Source organism: Stenotrophomonas sp. SAU14A_NAIMI4_8 (assembly GCF_003086695.1).
Classification (GTDB): Bacteria; Pseudomonadota; Gammaproteobacteria; order Xanthomonadales; family Xanthomonadaceae; genus Stenotrophomonas.
In genome coordinates this window covers 2,101,602-2,122,752 of sequence record NZ_CP025999.1, presented here as the reverse complement: position 1 = coordinate 2,122,752, position 21,151 = coordinate 2,101,602, and the positions used below count along the sequence as shown (strand labels likewise).

The following is a 21,151-nucleotide window of genomic DNA, read 5'->3' as shown; positions in this document are numbered from 1 at the left end:
GCACAACTGACCGGCGTGCAGCGCGCTGCGGTACTGCTGCTGTCCCTGGGTGAACTGGATGCGGCCGAAGTGCTGCGCCACATGGAACCCAAGGAAGTGCAGAAGATCGGCATCGCCATGGCCACGATGACCGACATCACCCGCGAGCAGGTGGAACGGGTGATGGACCAGTTCAGCCAGGAACTGGGCTCGAAGACCTCGCTGGGCGTGGGTTCGGACGACTACATCCGCAACATGCTGGTGCAGGCGCTGGGCAGCGAGAAGGCCGGCAACCTGATCGACCGCATCCTGCTGGGCCGCAACACCACCGGCCTGGACGCGCTGAAGTGGATGGACCCGCGCGCGGTGGCCGATCTGGTGCGCAATGAGCACCCGCAGATCATCGCCATCGTGATGGCCCACCTGGAAACCGACCAGGCCGCCGATGCACTGAAGCTGCTGCCCGAACGTACCCGGGTGGACGTGCTGCTGCGCATCGCCACCCTGGACGGCATTCCGCCCAACGCGCTGAACGAACTGAACGAGATCATGGAGCGCCAGTTCGCCGGCAACCAGAACCTGAAGTCGTCCAACATCGGCGGCGTGCAGTGCGCGGCCAACATCCTCAACTTCATGGACAGCGGCCAGGACCAGGCGATCCTGGGCGAGATCGCGCGCATCGACGCGCCGCTCAGCGGCCGCATCCAGGACCTGATGTTCGTGTTCGACGATCTGGTGGATCTGGACGATCGCGAAATGCAGCTGGTGCTGCGCGAAGTGAGCGGCGAGCGCCTGGGCCTGGCCCTGCGTGGTGCCGACATCAAGGTGCGCGACAAGATCACCCGCAACATGTCCCAGCGTGCCGCCGAAATCCTGCTGGAAGACATGGAAGCACGCGGCCCGGTGCGCCTGTCCGACGTGGAAGGCGCGCAGCGCGAGATCCTGGCCATCGTCAAGCGCATGGCCGATGAAGGCACGGTCACCATCGGTGGCAGCGCGGAGGCCATGCTGTGAGCAATGTCGTGCGCTGGCTCGCCCCGGACCTGCTGGCCCAGCCCGAACCCGAGCTGGAGCCGCAGGATGTGTTCGAACTGACCGAACCCGACCCGGAGCACGAGCCCGAGCCGGTACTGCAGCTGCCCACGCTGGAAGAGATCCAGGCGATCCAGGACAGCGCGGAGAAGGAAGGCTTTGCCCAGGGCCACAGCGATGGCTATGGCCAAGGCCAGGCCGAGGTGCGCCGTCTTGTCGCGCAGATCGAAGGCATCCTGGACAACTTCAGCCGCCCGCTGGTGCGCCTGGAAAATGAAGTGGTCGGCGCGCTGGGCGAGCTGGCCGTGCGCATTGCCGGCGCCCTGGTCGGCCGGGCCTACGAGGCCGACCCCGCGCTGCTGGCGCAGCTGGTGGGCGAAGCCGTGGATGCAGTGGGCGGCGCTACCCGCGAGGTGGAAGTGCGCCTGCACCCCGACGACATCGCCGCGCTGTCGCCGCTGTTGAACCTGTCACCGCAGCAGCGGCTGGTGCCCGACACCAGCCTGAGCCGCGGCGACCTGCGCGTGCACGCCGAAGCGGTGCGCGTGGATGGCACCCTGGAAGCACGCCTGCGCGGCGCCCTGGATGCGGTGATCCGCCAGACCGGAGCCAATGCATGAACACCGAACCGCATCTGCCGCCGCCGGCGGATTGGACCGTGGCCCGCAACCTGCGCCTGGCCGGCCGTCTGGACAGCCTGCGCGTGGACACCGCACACGGCCGCGGCCTGATCCGTGAGGGCGTGCTGCGCCGCGCGGTGGGCCTGACCCTGGAAGCGGTGGGCTGCGAAGCGCCGCTGGGCGCCAGCTGCAAAGTGGAAGTGGTCGATGGTGGCTGGGTGGATGCCGAAGTGGTCGGCTTCGCCGGCGAACGCACCTACCTGATGCCCAGCGCGGAACTGCACGGCCTGCTGCCCAACGCACGGGTGGTGCCCTCGGCCCGCCGTGGCGGCGTGGAAGTGGGCGAAGGCCTGCTGGGCAGGGTGATCGACAGCGACGGCGTGCCGCTGGATGGCAAGGGCCCGATCCGTGCCGAAGGCCATGTCGGCATGGCCGGCGTGTCGATCAACCCGCTGGCGCGCGAACCCATCACCCAGCCGCTGGACGTGGGCGTGCGCGCGATCAATGCGCTGCTGCCGATCGGCCGTGGCCAGCGCGTGGGCCTGTTCGCCGGCTCCGGTGTCGGTAAATCAACGCTGCTGGGCATGATGACCCGCTACACCGCCGCCGACGTGATCGTGGTCGGGCTGATCGGTGAACGTGGCCGCGAAGTGCGCGATTTCGTTGAAACCACCCTGGGCGAAGAAGGCCTGCGCCGCGCGGTGGTGGTGGCCAGCCCCGCCGACCGGCCGCCGCTGGCGCGCCTGCACGGCGCCTACCGCGCCACCGCCATTGCCGAATGGTTCCGCGACCAGGGCTTGAACGTGCTGCTGCTGATGGATTCGCTCACCCGCTTCGCCCAGGCCCAGCGCGAGATCGGCCTGTCGGTGGGTGAACCGCCGACCACCCGCGGCTACCCGCCGTCGGTGTTCGCCAAGCTGCCGGCGCTGGTGGAACGTGCCGGCAACGGCGCCAAGGGGCGCGGCTCGATCACCGCGTTCTACACCGTGCTGACCGAAGGCGATGACCCGCAGGATCCGATTGCCGATGCGGCACGCGCGATCCTGGACGGCCACATCCTGCTCTCGCGCCGGGTGGCCGACAGTGGCCTGTACCCGGCCATCGACGTGGAATCGTCGGTCAGCCGCGTGGTCACGGAAATCGCCGACGAGCCGTGGCGCCTGCGCATCCGCAAGCTGAAGCGGCTGGTGTCGGCCTACTCGGCCAACCGCGACCTGATCGCCATTGGCGCCTACCAGCGCGGCAACGATGCTGCGACCGACGAAGCACTGGAACGCTGGCCGGAAATCATGGAATTCCTCGGCCAGGACGTGGCCAAGGCCGCCGATCTTCCGCACAGCCAGGCCGCGCTGCAGCGCCTGGTGGAACAAGAGAACTAAGCCATGACACAGTCCAAGCGCATCGACCCGCTGCTGAAGCGGGCGCAGGAACACGAAGACGCGGTGGCCCGCGACCTGGCCGAGCGCCAGCGCGTGCTGGATACCCATCTGTCGCGGCTGGATGAACTGCGCCGCTATGCCGAGGAATATGCCTCGCAACAGATGGCCAACGCACAGATGGCTGCCACCAGTCCGGCGCAGCTGCTCAACCGCCGTGCCTTCCTGGACCGCCTGGACAGCGCGGTGGAACAGCAGCAGCAGACCGTGAACGGCAACCGCGAAAAGGTCGAAGCCGAACGCGCGCGCCTGATCCTGGCCAGCCGGGACAAGGCCGTGCTGGAACAGCTGGCCGCCAGCTACCGCGCACAGGAAAAGGTGGTGACCGACCGCCGCGACCAGCGCGAGATGGATGACATCGGCGCACGCCGCGCGCGCCTGGCGCAGGCCGCAGACCCGGACAGCGACCCGCAGGGAGGCCGCGCGTGATGCCTTCCCTGTTGACCGGCAACAGCACCGCCGCCGGCACCACCGGTTCCACCGGCAGCAGCGCACGCAGCAGCCGCAGCGACGGCAGCAGCGGCAACGGTTTCGACCAGATGCTGCAGGGCGGCGGCAATGCGCCTGCGGCCAAGACCGCCAGCACCCCGTCGAAGCCGGCGAACAAGGCGGGCAACGCCGACGCGGGCAACCCGGATGCGCGCACGCCGCCGGCCAGTTCCGCCGATGCCACCGACCCCGACGCGGCAACCACCGAGGTGGCCGCCAGCACCACTGACACCACTGCGCCGGCCACCGACAAGGACGCAGCGACCGACAGCGATGACGCGCCCTGGCCGCCGCTGGGTCTGGCCGGGTTGGCGCTGATGGTGCCGCCGGTCGCCGATCCCAGCGTGCCTGCCTTGCCCACCGCCACCGGCGCCGATGCCGAGGCCCTGCCCAGCGCCGCGCCCGCGGCGCTTGCCACACTGCCCGCCGCGGCCACCACCGCTACGCCGGCCACCGCGCCTGCGGCCCCTGGCGTCGCCGCCGCGACCGCGGCACCGGATGCCGATGGCGAAGCCATCGAACTGCCGCTGCCCGGCACCGTGCTTGCACAGACCGCGCTGGATGGCGCGGACGATGCGGACAGCCTGTTCGGCAGCGATCGCAACGTGACCGCACCGTTGCAGGTGGCCCTGCCCGCCGCCCTGCAGGACCTGAAGGCCGCGCTGGCCAGCACGCCGGTGTTCAACGGCGAACCTACCCCTACCCCGGTGTTGGGCGACGATGGTTTCGACCAGGCCATCGGTGCACGCGTCGGTTGGCTGGCGGACCAGAAGATCGGCCACGCCCACATCACCCTGAACCCGGAAGACCTGGGCCCGGTGGACGTGCGCCTGCACATGAACGGTGACAAGGTGCATGCCAGCTTCAGCAGCCCGCACGTGGATGTGCGCCAGGCGCTGGAAAGCAGCCTGCCGCGCCTGCGCGAACTGCTGGGCGAACAGGGCTTCCAGCTGGCCCATGCCGATGTGGGCCACCACCACAGCGGCGACGGCGGAACGTCGGGCCAGAACACCGGCAGCGGCAGTGGCCGGATCGGTGACGGAGAACCGTCGCTGGGCGACACCACGGTGTCGGCGGCGCAGCTGATCCGCCAGCGCGGATTGCTGGACGCCTACGCGTAACCGGTGGCCAACCAAGGTTGGCCACTACCGGAACCGGGGCGCCGACGGAATTCCGTCGCCCCCCTTCCCCACCCTTGCGGCACACCCCTTGCATAGCCCTGTGAAGCAACCCCTGAGGAGCTTCACCCCGTGGCCGCAGCCGCTGACAAAACCAAGAAGACCGCCGACAAGGACAAGAGCGCCAAGCCGCGCAGTCCTCTGCTCATCACCGCCCTGGTGGCCGTCCTGGCCGCAGGTGCCGCCGGCGCCGGCGTCTGGTTCTTCACCCAGAGCAAGCACGAACCGGCCACCGCCGAAGCCCCGAAGAAGGGCGCCACCCCGGCCCCGGCCCAGTACTTCGCGCTGGAACCGGCCTTCGTGGTCAATCTGAACGGTCCGATCGACGGCCCGCGCTACCTGCAGGTGGAAGTGCAGCTGATGACCCGCGACGCCGCCGCGCTGGAGGCGATCAAGACCCATGCGCCGGCACTGCGCGCCAACCTGCTGATGCTGTTCTCGCAGGTCAGCCCCGAGCAGATTGCCGACGTGGCCGGCAAGCAGAAGCTGCAGGGCGAAGCGCTGGCCGCCGTGCAGAAAGTGCTGAAGGCCGAGACCGGCAGCAACGGCGCCGACGATCTGCTGTTCACCAGCTTCGTGACCCAGTAAGGGCCTACCGATGAATGACCTGCTGTCCCAGGATGAGATCGATGCCCTGCTGCATGGCGTGGACAGCGGCGCGGTCGAAACCGATCCGGAGCCGCCGTCCGGCGAAGCACGTTCGTACGACTTCGCCAGCCAGGACCGCATCATCCGCGGTCGCATGCCCACGCTGGAAATGGTGCACGAGCGTTTCGCCCGCCTGTGGCGGATCGGTCTGTTCAACCTGATCCGCCGCTCGGCCGAACTGTCCGTGCGCGGCATCGAGCTGATCAAGTTCAACGACTACATGCATTCGCTGTATGTGCCGACCAACCTGAACCTGATCCGCTTCAAGCCGCTGCGTGGCACCGGCCTGATCGTGTTCGAGCCGACCCTGGTGTTCGCCATCGTCGACAACTTCTTCGGCGGCGACGGGCGCTACCCCACCCGCATCGAAGGCCGCGAATTCACCGCCACCGAAATGCGGGTGATCCACCTGCTGCTGAAGCAGACCTTCGCCGATCTGCGCGAAGCCTGGGCGCCGGTGATGGAAGTGGATTTCGAATACATCAATTCGGAAATCAACCCGCACTTCGCCAACATCGTCACCCCGCGCGAATACGTGGTGGTGTGCCGCCTGCACGTGGAACTGGACGGCGGTGGCGGCGATATCCACGTCACCCTGCCGTACTCGATGCTGGAACCGATCCGCGAACTGCTGGACGCCGGCATCCAGAGCGATCGCAACGACCGCGATGCCAGCTGGGGCGTGATGCTGCGCGAACAGCTCAACATCGCCGAAGTCACCCTGTCCAGCGTGCTGGCCAGCAAGCGCATGACCCTGCGCGACCTGACCCAGCTGAAGGTAGGCGACATCCTGCCGATCGAGCTGAACACCCAGGTGCCGCTGTGCGTTGAGAACATTCCCGTGTTCACCGGCGAATTCGGCATCGCCAACGGCATGAACGCCGTGAAAGTCACCGCTACCCATCCGCCGGGGACCCGCCCGCGCGTACCCGTCATCCAGGAAGACCCGCAATGAACGATATCGACGCCCTCGAACCGACCCCGGCCCAGTTCGGCAGCCTGCAGGCCGATGAAACCCAGGGTCCGGACCTGAACCTGGACGTGATCCTGGACGTGCCGGTGACGCTGTCGCTGGAAGTCGGCCGCGCCCGCCTGCCGATCCGCAACCTGCTGCAGCTCAACCAGGGCTCGGTGGTGGAACTGGAACGCGGCGCCGGCGAATCGCTGGACGTGTTCGTCAACGGCACCCTGATCGCCCACGGCGAAGTGGTGGTGATCAACGACCGCTTCGGCGTGCGCCTGACCGACGTGGTCAGCCCGAGCGAGCGGATCCGGAGACTGCGTTGAGCCTGCTGCTCGCCACCGCACAGGCCGCTGCGAAGGCAACGCCGCAGATCGGCCAGCATGCCGCCACCGCACCGAGTCTGTTCGGTGCGGTGCTGGCCCTGCTGGCCGTGCTGGCCCTGGTGATCGGTCTGGGCTGGCTGCTCAAGCGCCTGCCCGGCAGCGGCTTCCGCCCAGCCGAAGGCATGAAGCTGGTGGCCAGCCTGACCGTGGGCGCCAAGGAACGCGTGGTGGTGGTGGAAGTGAACGGCCAGCAGCTGCTGCTGGGCGTCACCGCCGGCAGCATCAACACCCTGCACACCCTGTCCGAGCCCCTGCCGCCGCCGGCGCCGGTGCGCGTGCCGGACCTGAAGAACCTGCCGAATTTCGCCCAGCTGCTGCAACAGCGGCTGCGCAAGGACCCCTGACATGCGCGTGACCCGTTCCCGCTTCGCCACCCTGATGCCGTGGCTGATCCTGATCGCCCTGTGCCTGCTGCCCGCGCTGGCGTTCGCCGCGCCGGGCGCACCGCCGTCGCTGCCCGATGTAAACGTGGGCAAGATCGGCGGCGCGCCGGTCAGCCTGCCGCTGCAGACCCTGCTGCTGATGACGGCGATCACCCTGATCCCGTCGATGCTGCTCGTGCTGACATCGTTCACCCGCATTATCATCGTGCTGGGCCTGCTGCGCCAGGCGCTGGGCACCGGGCAGACGCCGTCCAACCAGGTGCTGCTGGGCCTGGCCCTGTTCCTGACCGCGATGATCATGCTGCCCACCTGGGACAAGGCGTGGAGCACCGGCATGGCGCCGTACCTGAACGGTGATATCGACTTCCAGACCGCCTGGACGCTGACCACCCAGCCGCTGCGGGCCTTCATGCTGGCGCAGATCCGCGAAACCGACCTGATGACCTTCGCCGGCATTGCCGGTCACGGCACCTATGCCAGCCCCGATGCGATTCCGTTCCCGGTGCTGGTCGCCTCGTTCGTCACCAGCGAACTGAAGACCGCCTTCGAGATCGGCTTCCTGATCTTCATTCCGTTCGTGATCATCGATCTGGTGGTGGCCAGCGTGCTGATGTCGATGGGCATGATGATGCTGTCGCCGATGCTGGTGTCGGCGCCGTTCAAGATCCTGCTGTTCGTGCTGGTCGATGGCTGGGTGCTGACCGTGGGTACGTTGGCGGCCAGCTTCAATCCGGCTTGATTGCAGCAACAGCAGTCGAGCGTGGCTCGACTCTACAGAAGCGTCGCCGGGCATGGCCCGGCGCTACCAATGGAACAACGATGTCTCCCGAACTTGCCCTGACTGAGCTGCGTGGCGGCCTGATTACCGTACTGTGGGTAGCCGGCCCGCTGCTGCTGACCGTGCTGGTGGTTGGCGTGGTGGTGGGCGTGGTGCAGGCCGCGACCCAGTTGAACGAACCCACCATTGCCTTCGTCGCCAAGGCTGCGGCACTCACCGCTGTGTTGTTTGCGCTCGGCAGCCTGCTGATCGGCCACCTGGTCGAGTTCACCACGCTGCTGTTCCAGCGCATTCCACACCTGATCGGCTAGGAACCGCGCCGCCATGGACGCCGCCACCCAGATGGCCGCCGACGGCCTGCAGGCCTTCGGCATGATCGGCACCGTGCTGTGGACACTGCTGCGTTTCGGCGCGGTGGCCATGGCCATGCCCATGGTCGGTACCCGCGCGGTGCCGGCCCGCGTGCGGGTGATGCTGGCGGCCACGCTGTCCATCGCGCTGGCCCCGCTGCTGCCGCCGGTACCAGACTGGACCGGCTTCGACGCCGCCACTGTACTTACCATTGCCCGCGAGCTGGCCATCGGTGTGTCCATCGGCTTCCTGCTGCGGCTGATCTTCGAAGCCGGCGCGCTGGCGGGCGAACTGGTCGCGCAGGGCACCGGCTTGGCCTTCGCGCAGATGAGCGACCCGCTGCGTGGCGGCACCTCGGGCGTGATCGGGCAGTGGTTCTACCTGCTGTTCGGCCTGCTGTTCTTCACCGCCAACGGGCACCTGGCGCTGATCTCGCTGGTGGTGGACAGCTACCGCGCGCTGCCCATCGGCGCGCCGCTGCCCGACCCGCATGCCTTCTTCAGCATCGCCCCCACCTTCCTGCTGACCGTGCTGCGCGGCGGCCTTACCCTGGCCATTCCGCTGGTGGTGGCCATGCTGGCGGTCAACCTGGCCTTTGGTGTGCTGGCCCGTGCCGCGCCCGCGCTGAACCCGATCCAGCTGGGCCTGCCGGTGTCGCTGCTGCTGGGCCTGTTCCTGCTGGCCCTGCTGGCCGGTGAAATGGGCCCGCCGGTGCAACGCATGTTCGATGCCGCGTTCGAGGCTGCTGGCGCGGTCACTCAATGAGAACTTCATCACATCTTGTTGATTGCCCTGCCCCCCCTGTAACGCGTTACAGTGAATGCGCGGCGACCAGGGGGACGCCGCACGCGGCCCGCGTTCTGCACGGCCGCTTGCCGTAGCCTTGCCCCACCGTAGTTTTTCCGTTGACAGGCAGGTCCGGGAGACTGACGAATGCTGGTAGGCACGTATAACCCATGGCTGGTGGCCACCTCGCTGCTGGTTGCCGTCATGGCTTCGTATACCGCCCTGGCGATGGCCGGGCGCACGGTGACTGCACCTGGCCGCGGTGCCACCTGGTGGTGGCGGCTGGGCGGCGGGTTCGCGATGGGGCTGGGCATCTGGTCCATGCACTTCATCGGCATGCTGGCCTTCGACCTGCCCATTCCGCTGGGCTACGACCTGCCCATCACCCTGGTCTCGCTGGCGCTGGCCATCGCCTCGTCGGTGTTCGCGCTGTGGCTGGTGTCATTGCACACCCTGCCGCATGGCCGCCTGGCCGGCGGCGCAGTGCTGATGGGCAGCGGCATTGCCAGCATGCATTACGTGGGCATGGCCGCCCTGCGCATGCAACCGGGCATCGACTACCAGCCGGTGTGGCTGGCGCTGTCGCTGCTGGTGGCCGTGGCCGCATCGTGGACCGCGCTGTACGTGGCCTTCCGGCTTCGCGCGCAGAACACCCGCAATGTTGATCGGCTGACCGCCGCCGGCCTGCTGGGCTTGGCCATCGTGGGCATGCATTACACCGGCATGGCCGCCGCCCGCTTCCCCGAAGGCAGCGTGTGTGGTGCCGCCGTCGGCGACGGCCTGCGCAGCACCTGGCTGGCGGTGATGGTGGTGGTGCTCACCGTGGCCATCCTGGCGGTGGTGCTGGTGGTGTCCTGGCTGGAACAGCGGGTGGAGGCGCAGCTGCTGCGGCTGCGCAATTCGCTGCTCAGCACCTCGCTCACCGACGCCCAGCAGGAACTGACCCAGGCCGCCCTGCACGACCCGCTTACCCGCCTGCCCAACCGCCTGCTGCTGCAGCGCCGGATCGTGCAGGCGCTGGCCGAGGCCGAACAGCGCGGCAGCCGCTTCGCGGTGATGTTCATGGATCTGGACGGCTTCAAGCAGGTGAACGATGCCTATGGCCACCAGGCCGGCGATGCCCTGCTGGTGGCCGTGGCCGAGCGCACCCGCCAGCTGCTGCGGCCCAACGACATGCTGGCGCGACTGGGCGGTGACGAGTTCGTGCTGGTGGTGCGCATCGAACATGACGAGGACCTGCCGACCTTGGCCCGGCGCATCCTGGAAGCGGTGGGCGGCGGCCCGCTGCTGCCCGACAACGAACTGCAGGTGACCGCCAGCATCGGCGTTGCCATCTGTCCCGACCACGCCGCCAGCGAACGCCAGTTGATGGCCTTTGCCGATGCGGCGATGTACCAGGCCAAGGAATCGGGCCGCAACGCCTTCGTGCTGTTCTCCGACTGGATGAACGACAGCGCCGAACAGCAGTTCCGCCTGCTGGCCGACCTGCGCCGGGCGATCGGTACCGACCAGTTGTTCCTGCACTACCAGCCGAAGATCCGCGTGGCCTCGCAGGCCGTGGCCGGCGCCGAGGCACTGATCCGCTGGCGCCATCCCGAACAGGGCCTGATCCCGCCGGACCGCTTCATTCGCCTGGCCGAGCGCAGCGGTGCCATCCACGATATCGGTCGCTGGGCGCTGGAACAGGCCTGCCAGCAGTTGCGCCGCTGGCACGATGCCGGCCATGACGGCTGGTCGATGTCGGTGAACCTGTCGCCGGTGCAGTTCAGTTCGCCGCACCTGCTGCGCGATGTGGAGGACGTGATCGAACGCTACGCCATCACCCCGCGCCACCTGGTGCTGGAAATCACCGAAAGCACGGTGATGCGCGATACCGACACCAGCCTGCGCCTGCTGCAGAGCCTGTCGGCGCTGGGCGTGGGCATTTCCATCGACGATTTCGGCACCGGCTATTCCAGCCTGCTGTACCTCAAGCGCCTGCCGGCCACCGAAATCAAGATCGACCACGCCTTCGTGCGCGATCTGGAACACAGCCCGGAAGACGTGGTGATCGTGTCGGCCATCGTGGCGCTGGGCCACGCGCTGGACATGGACATTGTGGCCGAGGGCGTGGAAACCGCCCCGCAGCGCGCCTATCTGGAACGGCTGGGCTGTGACTACCTGCAGGGCTACCTGCTGGGCCGGCCGGTGGACCCGGCCCGCTTCATGCAGCTGCACGACCTGCCGCGGCCGCGGGTGGAACTGGCCAACCCACCGCCGCGCTGACGCGCCCGCCCGCCGGGCATGGCCCGGAGCTACCACCCTGCTCTGGTAGGTGCCAACCTTGGTTGGCACTTCTCACCCCGCCGGGCACGGCCCGGCGCTACCGCCATCTTCCGGTGGGTGCCATCCGCCGGGCATGGCCCGGCGCTACCGCCCCTGCTCTGGTGGGTGCCAACCGCCCCCATCCTGGTGGGTGCCAACCTTGGTTGGCACTGCTCTACCGTCACGGAACAGTTCTTGCACGCACCCCGGCACTCCCCGCCGTAGTGCACCGCGATGTCCGAGAACGAAGACGCAGGCGAAAAAACCGAACAGCCAACAGAAAAACGCCTGCGTGACGCCCGTGAACAGGGCAACATCCCGCGTTCGCGCGAGCTGGCCACCGTGGCAGTGTTCGGCGCGGCGGTCATCGCCATCATGGCCACCAGCAGCTCCATTGCCGCCGGCGGCCATGCCTGGATGCGCGCCGCGCTCAGCCCCGAGCCGGCCCTGTGGCAGAACCCGCAGGCCCTGTTCGGCCACTTCGGCTGGCTGTTCCTGCGCCTGATGATGGCCTGCTGGCCGCTGCTGGTGGTCTGCTTCCTGGCCAGCTTCCTGTCGCCGCTGGTGATGGGCGGGCTGCGCTGGTCGAACAAATCACTGATGCCCGACCCCAAGCGGCTCAGCCCCATCGCCGGCCTGAAGCGCATGTGGGGTGCCGAGGCCGTGGCCGAGTTCACCAAGTCGCTGCTGCGCGTGGGCTTTGTCGGCGCCGCGGCCGCGCTGGTGTTTGCCAGCAGCTTCGATGCCCTGCGCGGCCTGCTGCACCAGCCGCTGGAATCGGCCATCGGCCATGGCCTGGCCTTCACCCTGAAGCTGCTGCTGGCCACCGCCGGCGCCATGCTGCTGCTGGGCGCCATCGATGCGCCTTACCAGCGCTGGAACTGGATGCGCAAGCTGAAGATGACCCGTGAAGAGCTGCGCCGGGAAATGAAGGAAAGCGAAGGCAGCCCCGAAGTGAAGGGGCGCATCCGCCAGCTGCAGCAGCAGATGGCCAACCGCCGCATGATGGAAGCGGTACCCACCGCCGACGTGGTGGTGGTCAACCCCACCCACTACGCCGTGGCCCTGAAGTACGAAGGCAGCCGTATGAGTGCCCCCACCGTGGTCGCCCTGGGCGTGGACGAAACCGCCCTGCGCATCCGTGAAGTGGCCGACGGCAACAAGGTGGCCATCGTCTCGGCCCCGCCTTTGGCACGCGCCTTGTATCGGGAGGGTCAACTCGGCAAGGAAATTCCCGTGAGACTGTATTCAGCCGTCGCCCAGGTGCTGTCCTACGTCTACCAGCTGCGCGGCTGGCGGACCGGCCCGATGCCGTCCACTCCCCACATCGATGTGGATGAATTCGGCACTGGAGGCCGCCCATGAACGCCCAGACCTCTGGTTTCAACAGCCGCCGCGTGCTCGACATGATCCGCCAGGGTCTTGGCGCGCCGCTGATCGTGCTGGCCCTGCTGGCCATGGTGGTGGTGCCGCTGGCCGCCCCGGTGCTGGATGCGCTGTTCACCTTCAACATCGCCATCTCGTTGATGGTGCTGCTGGCGGTGGTCTACGTGAAGCGCCCGCTGGATTTCACCATCTTCCCCATCGTGCTGCTGGTCACCACCATGCTGCGCCTGGCGCTGAACGTGGCCTCCACCCGCGTGATCCTGCTCAACGGCCAGAACGGCCACGAAGCAGCCGGCAAGGTGATCGCCGCCTTCGGCGAGTTCGTGATCGGCGGCAACTACGCGGTCGGCATCGTGGTCTTCGCGATCCTGACCATCATCAACTTCGTGGTCATCACCAAGGGCGCCGGCCGTGTTTCGGAAGTGACCGCCCGCTTCATCCTGGATGCCATGCCCGGCAAGCAGATGGCCATCGACGCCGATCTGAACGCCGGTTTGCTGACGCGTGAAGAAGCCAAGGCCCGCCGCGAGGAAGTGCGCGAGGAAGCCGACTTCTACGGTGCAATGGACGGCGCCAGCAAGTTCATCCGCGGCGATGCGATCGCCGGCATCCTGATCCTGTTCATCAACATGCTGGGCGGCCTGGCCGTGGGCGTGCTGCAGCATGGCATGCCGTTCGGTGAAGCGGCGGCCACCTACACCCTGCTGTCCATCGGTGACGGCCTGGTGGCGCAGCTGCCGGCCCTGCTGGTGTCCAGCGCCGTGGCCATGCTGGTCACCCGCGCCTCGCGTTCGCAGGACATGGCCCAGGCCATGACCGGCCAGGTGTTCGGCCAGTACCGCGCGCTGGCCATCACCGCCGGCATCATCGGCCTGGTCGGCCTGGTACCGGGCATGCCCAACGTCGCTTTCCTGACGCTGGCCGCGATCCTGGGCTTCATCGCCTGGAAGCTGTACCGCAAGACCCAGCTGCCGGCCGACGATGCCGCCGCCAAGGCCGGCGAGAACGGCCCGGTGAATGCTCTGGGCCGCCCCGCCGCGCCGGCACCGACCGCCGAACTGAGCTGGGACGAACTGCGCCCGGTCGACCCGCTGGGTCTGGAAGTGGGCTACCGGCTGATTCCGCTGGTGGACAGCAACCAGGGCGGCGAGCTGATGGCGCGCATCAAGGGCGTGCGCCGCAAGCTGACCCAGGACGTCGGCTTCCTGATTCCCTCGGTGCATATCCGCGACAACCTGGAACTGGCCGCCAACGCCTACCGCGTGCTGGTGCACGGCGTGCCGGTGGCCACCGCCGAAATCCATCCCGACCGCGAACTGGCGCTGGACCCGGGCAGCGCGCTGGGCCCGCTGGACGGCATTGCCGGCAAGGACCCCGCCTTCGGCCTGGATGCCACCTGGATCCAGCCGCACCAGCGCGCACAGGCCGAAACCCTGGGCTACACCGTGGTCGACCCGGCCACCGTGGTTGCCACCCACCTGTCGCACCTGATCCGCGAACACGCGCCGGAACTGCTGGGCCACGAAGAAGTGCAGCACCTGCTGGCCAACCTGGGCAAGAGCGCGCCCAAGCTCGTCGAAGATCTGACGCCCAAGGCGCTGCCGCTGTCGGCGGTGGTGCGCGTGCTGCAGAACCTGCTGGTCGAACGCATTCCGATCCGCCAGCTGCGCAAAATCGCCGAAGCGCTGGTCGAGCACGCCCCGTCCAGCCAGGACCCGGCCACCCTCACCGCTGCCGTGCGCAACGCGCTGGGCCGCTTCATCGTGCAGGAGATCGCCGGAATGTCGGCGGAGCTGCCGGTGTTCACCCTCAACCCGCAATTGGAACGTGTCTTGCAGGAGTCCACGCAGGGCAACGGCGCCGCGCTGGAACCCGGACTCGCTGAGCGACTGCACCAGAGCCTGGCCGAATGTGTCAGCAAGCAGGAAGCCCGCAACGAGCCCGCGGTTGTGCTGGTACCAGGCCCGGTGCGCGCCGCGCTGGCCCGCCTGGTCCGCCACAGCGTTCCGTCGCTGTCGGTCCTGGCCTACAGCGAGGTGCCGGAGGACAAGCGCCTGAAGCTGGTCGGAACGATCAGCTGACGCCGCCCACCGCAGCGCCAGAAAACAGACACCACTCTTCAATTGCAGCAACCGACAGATTCCAAGGGGAACCCGAACCGTGCAGACCACCGACCACCCGCGTTCTCCGACCGCCAATCCGCCGTCTTCGACCCGTGATCACAGCATGAAAATCAAACGCTTCGTCGCCGCCGACATGCGCTCGGCCATGAACCTGGTGCGCAAGGAACACGGGCCCGATGCCGTGATCCTGTCCAACCGCCGGATCGAAGAAGGCATCGAAATCGTGGCCGCCGCCCATTACGACGAAGGCGTGGTGCAGCGCGCACTGGATGCCTCGCGCCGCGATGTCGCGCCGCCGCCGGCACCGAAGCCGCGCACCGCCGCCGATGCCGTCATCGCCGCGGTCACCCGCCGCCGCAGCGCCACCCCGGCGCCGGAACCGATCGCGGCCACCACCTCGGCCGTGGCCGCCCTGGCCCGCGCCGCCGTCGGTGCCACCGGCCGCACCCTGGACAGCGCCGACGAGATCGTGCCGACCCGCGGCAGCACCGGCTTCGCCGACACCCTGGCCCGCGCCAGCGTCAACGAACCGGCACTGCCGGAACAGATCTTCGCCCCGTTCGCCCAGGCCATCGTCGCCCCGCCGGCACCTGCCGCTGAGGCCGCCGCGTCGGCCCCGATCAACCGCGCCCGCTTCCTGATCGATCCGCCGCACGACGAGCCGCAGGACACTGCCGCCCTGCCGCCGCCGCTGCCGATGACGGCCGAGGCGCCGACGGCCGCCGTGATCGCCGCCGAGCCGGCGGTGACCGCCGAGCAGCCGATCCCGGTACTAGCCGAAGCCACGCCGCAGCCCGAGCCCGCCCCGCAGCTGATGCCGGCGCCGGTGGTGACCGTGGTGGCCCAGGATGACGCCGAGATCCGCCAGCTGCGCCAGGAAGTGGCCGGCATGCGCCAGGTGATCGAGCGCGAGATGAACCGCTTCACCGACGAACGCCTGCGTGGCAACGCAGTGCGCGGTGCGGCGCTGGACCTGATGGACGAGTACGGCTTCGATGCCGGCCTGGCCCGCGATGTGGCCATGCAGATTCCGGCGGAAACCGAGGCCCACCGCGGCCGCGGCCTGATGCTGGGGCTGATCTCGCGCAAGCTGCCGATCGCCCCGGTCGATCCGCTGGAAGAAGGCGGTGTGATCGCCCTGGTCGGCCCCACCGGCGCCGGCAAGACCACCACCATCGCCAAGCTGGCCTCGCGCTTCGCCGAAAGCCACGCCGCCCGCGATGTGGCCCTGGTCACCACCGACACCCTGCGCGTGGGTGCCCGTGAACAGCTGTACGGCTACGGCCGCCAGCTCGGCATCGCGGTGCACGAAGCCAACAGCGGCACCGACCTGGACCAGCTGCTGGAACGCCTGAAGGACTACAAGCTGGTGCTGATCGACACCGCCGGCCTGGGCCCGCGCGACCGCGCGCTGGCCGCCCAGCTGCAGTGGCTGCGCGCCGCCCGCCAGGTGCGCACCCTGCTGGTGCTGCCGGCCAACACCAGCTTCGGCGACATGGACGAGGTGGTCCGCCGCTTCGGCGCGGCCAACCTGCAGGGCCTGGTGCTGAGCAAGCTGGACGAGACCGGCCGCTTCGGCAACGCCCTGTCGGTGGCCGTGGACCACCAGCTGCCGATCACCTGGGTGACCGACGGCCAGGACGTGCCGGACGACCTGCACCGTGCATCTGCAGCCAATCTTGTACTTCGCCTTGAAGATTTGCGCCGAGCGGCCGATATGCCCTGCAACCCGGAGTTGAACCATGCCGTCGCGTGAGTACGCCAAGCTGACCACCACCTTCCCGCTGACGGCCACCCGCAGCGAGCCGCTGGGCCCTGTGCGCACCATTGCGGTGACCGGCGGCAAGGGCGGCGTGGGCAAGACCAACGTGTCGGCCAATCTGGCCGTGGCGCTGGCGGGCATGGGCAAGCGCACCCTGTTGCTGGACGCCGACCTGGGCCTGGCCAACATCGACGTGATCCTGGGCCTGAACCCGACCTTCACCCTGGCCGACCTGGTGGCCGGCCGCTGCTCGCTGGACGATGTGATCATCGAAGGCCCCAACGGCGTGCTGGTGGTGCCGGCCGCGTCGGGCCGCCGGCACATGGCCGAACTGGCCCCGGCAGAGCACGTGGGCCTGGTCAACGTGTTCTCCGAACTGGAACGCGAGCTCGACATCATGGTGGTGGACACCGCCGCCGGCATCAACGACGGCGTGCTGACCTTCTGCCAGGCCGCGCAGGACACCGTGGTGGTGGTCTGCGATGAGCCGGCCTCGATCACCGACGCCTACGCGCTGATCAAGGTGCTGTCGCGCGAACGTGGCGTGGACCGCATCCAGGTGGTGGCCAACATGGTGCGCGACCCCAACGAAGGCCGCGTGCTGTATGAAAAGCTGACCCGCGTCTGCGAGAAGTTCCTGGCCGATGTCTCGCTGAACTACCTGGGCTGCGTGCCGCAGGATGACTGGCTGCGCCTGTCGGTGCAGCGCCAGCAGCCGGTGGTGAAGGCCTACCCGTCCAGTCCGGCCGCGCTGGCGATCACCGAGATCGCCCGCCGCACCGCGCGCTGGCAGGCCCCGACCGAGCCGCGCGGCGGCGTTGAATTCTTCCTGGAACGCATCCTGAAGCAGCGCGGGGTGACCGCATGAAAGGCGCAGCCCAGTACAAAGAGGTGCAGCGCGCCTCGGCCACCGACGTGATCGTGCAGCACTCGGACCTGGTGCGGCGCATCGCCCACCACCTGGCCGCGCGCCTGCCGGCCAGCGTGGAAGTGGACGACCTGATCCAGGCCGGCATGATGGGCTTGATCGAGGCCTCGCGTAGCTACGACGCCGACCAGGGCGCTTCGTTTGAAACCTATGCCTCGATCCGCATCCGCGGCTCGATGATCGACGAGATCCGCCGCGGCGACTGGGTACCGCGCTCGGTGCACCGCCGCGCCCGCGATGCCGCCGCCACCATCCGGCGCCTGGAACAGAGCAGCGGCCGTGCCGCCAGCGCCACCGAAGTGGCCGCGGCCATGGAAATGCCACTGCCCGACTACCTGCGCCTGATGGAAGACGCCTCGCGCGGCCAGGTGCTGAGCCTGGAATCGCGCATCGAAGACCAGGGCGAGCTGGACACCATCGCCCAGGGCGGCCCCACCCCGCAGCAGGTGCTGGAGCGCGGCGAATTCGGGCGCGAACTGGGCAAGGCCATCGGCCACCTGCCCGAACGCGAACAGCTGGTGCTCTCGCTCTACTACGAGCAGGAACTGAACCTGAAAGAGATCGGCGCGGTGCTCGGCGTGAGCGAATCGCGGGTCTGCCAGATCCATGGCCAGGCAGTGCTGCGCCTGCGTGGCCGACTGAAAGTCTTCGAGGCGGCCGACGCCGGCCTCGAGAATTGAACAACAAAGGAACTCTGCTTTGAACAAGAACATGCGCATCCTGATCGTTGACGACTTTTCGACCATGCGTCGCATCGTCAAGAACCTGCTGGGCGATCTGGGCTTCACCAATACCGCCGAAGCCGAGGACGGGCATGCTGCGTTGTCACTGCTGCAGAGCCAGCCCTTCGATTTCGTGGTGACCGACTGGAACATGCCCGTCATGACCGGCATCGAACTGCTCAAGGCCATCCGCGCCGACGCCAAGCTGAAGACCCTGCCGGTACTGATGGTCACCGCCGAAGCCAAGCGCGAGCAGATCATCGAAGCGGCACAGAACGGGGTGAACGGCTACATCATCAAGCCGTTCACCGCGCAGACGCTGGAAGAGAAGCTGGGCAAGATCTTCGAACGCCTGGCGGCCAGCGCCTGATGGATACCACGGTCGACAAGAGCGCCCTGGCCCTGCGCCTGCAGGAAGCACTGGATGCACTGGAAGCGGGCGACGAGAGCGCCTGGCGCCAGCGCATCGACAGTCTGGTGGCCGCGCGCACCCAGCCGATGATGAGCGGCCTTTCGCGGCTGGCCCGCGAACTGGGCCAGGCCCTGGGCGAGCTGCCGACCGTGCCCGACGAAGCCGGCGAGCTGGACGACGCCTGCGCGCGCCTGGACCACGTGGTGGCCATGACCGAACAGGCCACCCACCGTACCCTGGACCTGGCCGAAGAATGCCGCGCCCTGACCGAACAGCTGCGCGCCGATGGCCTGCAGCCGGGCCAGGACGTGCAGCTGGAGCGCATCCGCCACAACCTGACCGAGATCGCCCTGACCCAGAGCTACCAGGACCTGACCGGGCAGATCATCCGTCGCGTGGTCGGCATCGTCCGCCGCGTGCACGAAGGCTTCGGCGCGCTCGGCCTGCCGCCGGAACAGCATCGCACCGACCCGGAACTGGCCGGGCCGGCACTGAAGGGACTGGACCGCCACGCGGTCTCGCAGAACGACGCCGACGATCTGTTGTCGGACCTGGGGCTGTAAGCATGAGCGCGGTTGCCGACGACATCACTGCCGATTTCATCATCGAAGCACAGGAGATCCTCGATCGCCTGGGCGAACAGCTGGTGTCGCTGGAACAGGCACCGCAGGACAGCGAACAGCTCAATGCCGTGTTCCGCGGCTACCACACGCTGAAGGGCGGCGCCGGCTTCCTCGGCATCACCGCCATGGTCGAGCTGTGCCACGCCGCCGAAGAAGCACTGGGTTCGGCCCGTGCCGGCCAGGCCGTGCTGCAATCGCACCACTTCGACGCGGCGCAGCAGTCGCTGGATTACCTGCAGTCCATGCTCGACGCCGTTTCATCCGGCACCGAGCCGGGTTACGCACCGCCGGAACTGATCGCCCAGTTCGACGTGCATGGCGGCGCCGCACCCGCGACCAGTGCCAGCGCGGCCGCGGCACCGGCTGCCGGCGGCAGCGACCTGATCACCGACGATGAGTTCGAAGCGCTGCTGGACCAGTTGCACGGCGGCGGCGCGCCCACGGCCGTGGCCCCGGCGAAGAAGGCCGACGATGGCCTGATCAGCGAAGACGAATTCGAAGCGTTGCTGGACCAGCTGCATGGCGGCGCCGCACCCGGCAGCAAGCCGGTGGCTGCAGCGCCGGCCCCCACGCCGGCGACGCGCCCGACGGCGACCCCTGCCGCTGCGCCGGCCAAGCCCGCCGCGGCCAAGCCGCTGGCCGAGGCCGAACACACCGTGCGCGTGGACACCAAGCGCCTGGACGCCATCGTCAACCTTATCGGCGAACTGGTGCTGTCACGAAACCGCCTGAAGACGCTGCGCACCCGCCTGCGCGATGAAGAGCTGGACCGTGCCGTGTCCACCCTGGATATCGCCACCGCGCGCCTGCAGTCGGCGGTCATGCGCACCCGCATGCAGCCGGTCGGCAAGGTGTTCTCGCGCTTCCCGAAGGTGGCCCGCGATGTGGCCCGTTCGCTGAAGAAGGAAGTCGATCTGGAACTGATCGGCGCCGAAACCGAGCTGGACCGCAACCTGGTGGAAGCGCTGGCCGATCCGCTGGTGCACCTGGTGCGCAACGCCATCGACCATGGCGTGGAAATGCCGGACCTGCGCGAAGCACAGGGCAAGCCGCGCATGGGCCATGTGCGCCTGTCGGCACAGCAGGAAGGCGACTACGTCAGCATTGAAGTGCAGGACGACGGCGCCGGCATCGACCCGGAAAAGCTGCGCGCCAAGGCGCGCGAGAAGGGCCTGATCGACCCGGAAGCCGCCGCCCGCCTGAGCAGCGAGGAATGCCTGCACCTGGTGTTCCTGCCCGGGTTCTCCACCAAGCAGCAGGTCACCGATATTTCCGGCCGCGGCGTGGGCATGGACGTGGTGCAGTCGCGCATCCGCGAACTGAGCGGGCAGATCCAGATCCAGTCCGAACTGGGTCGTGGCAGCCGCTTCCTGATCCGCGTGCCGCTCACCCTGGCCATCCTGCCGACCCTGCTGGTGCAGGCCGGCGAGGATGTCTACGCCCTGCCCCTGGCCCGCGTGATGGAAGTGCTGCATGCACCGCGCACCTCGCTGGGCTGGTTCGATGGCCGCGCCGTGCTCGACCGCCGCTCGCACACCCTGCCACTGATCGACCTGCGGCAGTGGCTGGATGTCACCCCGGCCGCCTCCAGCCTACTGACCATCGTGGTGCTGCAGGCCGGCGAGGCCCGTTTCGGGCTGGTGGTGGACCAGGTGCGCGGCCGCGAGGAAGTGGTGATCAAGCCGCTGCCGAAGGCGCTGCGCGGCCTGCGCGGCTACGCCGGGGCAACGCTGATCGGCGATGGCCGCATGGCCCTGATCCTGGACGTGGACGGGCTGAGATGAACCCGGCCGGGCGCTGCCCGGCACCCCGAAAACTGTGACTACCGTCTGTACACGCGCCACCGGTGTCTCAAGTCCCATTC

General features: G+C 68.3%; 21 protein-coding genes. All 21 read left to right on the top strand.

What is annotated here, in order from left to right; translation table 11 throughout:
• Positions 1-6: 6 nt before the first annotated feature.
• The 21 genes from fliG (at position 7) to C1930_RS09695 (ending at position 21,071) form a co-directional block, all read left to right on the top strand.
• Positions 7-993, top strand: a complete 987-nt coding sequence (fliG, locus tag C1930_RS09795) for a flagellar motor switch protein FliG (RefSeq protein WP_108751550.1) — start codon at positions 7-9, stop codon at positions 991-993.
• A complete protein-coding gene (locus C1930_RS09790) occupies positions 990-1,631 on the top strand; it encodes a FliH/SctL family protein (RefSeq protein ID WP_108756127.1) in 642 nt (213 codons plus the stop codon). Before fliG ends, C1930_RS09790 begins: the two co-directional genes overlap by 4 nt.
• Positions 1,628-3,010, top strand: coding sequence for a FliI/YscN family ATPase (locus C1930_RS09785; RefSeq protein WP_108749560.1), 1,383 nt, complete (start codon positions 1,628-1,630; stop codon positions 3,008-3,010). Before C1930_RS09790 ends, C1930_RS09785 begins: the two co-directional genes overlap by 4 nt.
• A 3-nt stretch (positions 3,011-3,013) precedes the next feature.
• The gene (gene fliJ, locus C1930_RS09780) at positions 3,014-3,496 is read left to right on the top strand and encodes a flagellar export protein FliJ (RefSeq protein ID WP_108756125.1); all 483 of its coding nucleotides are present in this window, start codon (positions 3,014-3,016) and stop codon (positions 3,494-3,496) included.
• Positions 3,496-4,677, top strand: a complete 1,182-nt coding sequence (locus C1930_RS09775) for a flagellar hook-length control protein FliK (protein WP_108771600.1) — start codon at positions 3,496-3,498, stop codon at positions 4,675-4,677. Before fliJ ends, C1930_RS09775 begins: the two co-directional genes overlap by 1 nt.
• 129 nt (positions 4,678-4,806) lie before the next feature.
• Positions 4,807-5,322 carry a flagellar basal body-associated FliL family protein gene (locus C1930_RS09770; protein ID WP_108749557.1) on the top strand — a complete coding sequence of 172 codons (516 nt, stop codon included), beginning with the start codon at positions 4,807-4,809 and terminating at the stop codon, positions 5,320-5,322.
• 10 nt (positions 5,323-5,332) lie between these two features.
• Positions 5,333-6,337 carry a flagellar motor switch protein FliM gene (fliM, locus tag C1930_RS09765; RefSeq protein WP_108749556.1) on the top strand — a complete coding sequence of 335 codons (1,005 nt, stop codon included), beginning with the start codon at positions 5,333-5,335 and terminating at the stop codon, positions 6,335-6,337.
• The gene (fliN, locus tag C1930_RS09760; protein ID WP_108753035.1) at positions 6,334-6,669 is read left to right on the top strand and encodes a flagellar motor switch protein FliN; all 336 of its coding nucleotides are present in this window, start codon (positions 6,334-6,336) and stop codon (positions 6,667-6,669) included. The genes fliM and fliN overlap by 4 nt, the downstream gene beginning before the upstream one ends.
• A complete protein-coding gene (gene fliO / locus C1930_RS09755) occupies positions 6,666-7,073 on the top strand; it encodes a flagellar biosynthetic protein FliO (RefSeq protein ID WP_108749554.1) in 408 nt (135 codons plus the stop codon). Before fliN ends, fliO begins: the two co-directional genes overlap by 4 nt.
• 1 nt (position 7,074) lies before the next feature.
• A complete protein-coding gene (gene fliP / locus C1930_RS09750; RefSeq protein ID WP_108761945.1) occupies positions 7,075-7,851 on the top strand; it encodes a flagellar type III secretion system pore protein FliP in 777 nt (258 codons plus the stop codon).
• Positions 7,852-7,931: 80 nt separating this feature from the next.
• Positions 7,932-8,201 (top strand): flagellar biosynthetic protein FliQ, encoded by a 270-nt coding sequence (locus C1930_RS09745; RefSeq protein WP_005413254.1) that lies wholly within the window; start codon positions 7,932-7,934, stop codon positions 8,199-8,201.
• A gap of 13 nt (positions 8,202-8,214) precedes the next feature.
• A complete protein-coding gene (fliR, locus tag C1930_RS09740) occupies positions 8,215-9,006 on the top strand; it encodes a flagellar biosynthetic protein FliR (protein WP_108749552.1) in 792 nt (263 codons plus the stop codon).
• A gap of 168 nt (positions 9,007-9,174) precedes the next feature.
• On the top strand, positions 9,175-11,292 hold the full coding sequence (locus tag C1930_RS09735) for a bifunctional diguanylate cyclase/phosphodiesterase (protein WP_108756121.1): 2,118 nt from the start codon (positions 9,175-9,177) through the stop codon (positions 11,290-11,292).
• Between the two features lie 273 nt (positions 11,293-11,565).
• Positions 11,566-12,696, top strand: a complete 1,131-nt coding sequence (gene flhB / locus C1930_RS09730; protein WP_108771599.1) for a flagellar biosynthesis protein FlhB — start codon at positions 11,566-11,568, stop codon at positions 12,694-12,696.
• Positions 12,693-14,798 (top strand): flagellar biosynthesis protein FlhA, encoded by a 2,106-nt coding sequence (gene flhA / locus C1930_RS09725; RefSeq protein ID WP_108771598.1) that lies wholly within the window; start codon positions 12,693-12,695, stop codon positions 14,796-14,798. The genes flhB and flhA overlap by 4 nt, the downstream gene beginning before the upstream one ends.
• 145 nt (positions 14,799-14,943) lie before the next feature.
• Positions 14,944-16,596 carry a flagellar biosynthesis protein FlhF gene (flhF, locus tag C1930_RS09720; protein WP_108771597.1) on the top strand — a complete coding sequence of 551 codons (1,653 nt, stop codon included), beginning with the start codon at positions 14,944-14,946 and terminating at the stop codon, positions 16,594-16,596.
• A complete protein-coding gene (locus tag C1930_RS09715; protein WP_108749548.1) occupies positions 16,583-17,470 on the top strand; it encodes a P-loop NTPase in 888 nt (295 codons plus the stop codon). The genes flhF and C1930_RS09715 overlap by 14 nt, the downstream gene beginning before the upstream one ends.
• On the top strand, positions 17,467-18,210 hold the full coding sequence (locus tag C1930_RS09710; RefSeq protein WP_108749547.1) for an RNA polymerase sigma factor FliA: 744 nt from the start codon (positions 17,467-17,469) through the stop codon (positions 18,208-18,210). Before C1930_RS09715 ends, C1930_RS09710 begins: the two co-directional genes overlap by 4 nt.
• A gap of 19 nt (positions 18,211-18,229) precedes the next feature.
• On the top strand, positions 18,230-18,622 hold the full coding sequence (cheY, locus tag C1930_RS09705; protein WP_005413247.1) for a chemotaxis response regulator CheY: 393 nt from the start codon (positions 18,230-18,232) through the stop codon (positions 18,620-18,622).
• On the top strand, positions 18,622-19,227 hold the full coding sequence (locus C1930_RS09700; protein WP_108749546.1) for a protein phosphatase CheZ: 606 nt from the start codon (positions 18,622-18,624) through the stop codon (positions 19,225-19,227). Before cheY ends, C1930_RS09700 begins: the two co-directional genes overlap by 1 nt.
• Before the next feature lie 2 nt (positions 19,228-19,229).
• Positions 19,230-21,071, top strand: coding sequence for a chemotaxis protein CheA (locus C1930_RS09695; RefSeq protein ID WP_108771596.1), 1,842 nt, complete (start codon positions 19,230-19,232; stop codon positions 21,069-21,071).
• Positions 21,072-21,151: the final 80 nt, after the last annotated feature.

Bases quoted from the DNA above. Each gene is read 5' to 3' on its own strand.
- C1930_RS09785 (WP_108749560.1), top strand. From the start codon at position 1,628: ATGAACACCGAACCGCATCTGCCGCCGCCGGCGGATTGGACCGTGGCC.
- fliJ (WP_108756125.1), top strand. From the start codon at position 3,014: ATGACACAGTCCAAGCGCATCGACCCGCTGCTGAAGCGGGCGCAGGAA.
- C1930_RS09775 (WP_108771600.1), top strand. From the start codon at position 3,496: ATGCCTTCCCTGTTGACCGGCAACAGCACCGCCGCCGGCACCACCGGT.
- fliM (WP_108749556.1), top strand. From the start codon at position 5,333: ATGAATGACCTGCTGTCCCAGGATGAGATCGATGCCCTGCTGCATGGC.
- fliN (WP_108753035.1), top strand. From the start codon at position 6,334: ATGAACGATATCGACGCCCTCGAACCGACCCCGGCCCAGTTCGGCAGC.
- fliP (WP_108761945.1), top strand. From the start codon at position 7,075: ATGCGCGTGACCCGTTCCCGCTTCGCCACCCTGATGCCGTGGCTGATC.
- C1930_RS09745 (WP_005413254.1), top strand. From the start codon at position 7,932: ATGTCTCCCGAACTTGCCCTGACTGAGCTGCGTGGCGGCCTGATTACC.
- fliR (WP_108749552.1), top strand. From the start codon at position 8,215: ATGGACGCCGCCACCCAGATGGCCGCCGACGGCCTGCAGGCCTTCGGC.
- C1930_RS09735 (WP_108756121.1), top strand. From the start codon at position 9,175: ATGCTGGTAGGCACGTATAACCCATGGCTGGTGGCCACCTCGCTGCTG.
- flhB (WP_108771599.1), top strand. From the start codon at position 11,566: ATGTCCGAGAACGAAGACGCAGGCGAAAAAACCGAACAGCCAACAGAA.
- flhA (WP_108771598.1), top strand. From the start codon at position 12,693: ATGAACGCCCAGACCTCTGGTTTCAACAGCCGCCGCGTGCTCGACATG.
- flhF (WP_108771597.1), top strand. From the start codon at position 14,944: ATGAAAATCAAACGCTTCGTCGCCGCCGACATGCGCTCGGCCATGAAC.
- C1930_RS09715 (WP_108749548.1), top strand. From the start codon at position 16,583: ATGCCGTCGCGTGAGTACGCCAAGCTGACCACCACCTTCCCGCTGACG.
- C1930_RS09710 (WP_108749547.1), top strand. From the start codon at position 17,467: ATGAAAGGCGCAGCCCAGTACAAAGAGGTGCAGCGCGCCTCGGCCACC.
- C1930_RS09700 (WP_108749546.1), top strand. From the start codon at position 18,622: ATGGATACCACGGTCGACAAGAGCGCCCTGGCCCTGCGCCTGCAGGAA.
- C1930_RS09695 (WP_108771596.1), top strand. From the start codon at position 19,230: ATGAGCGCGGTTGCCGACGACATCACTGCCGATTTCATCATCGAAGCA.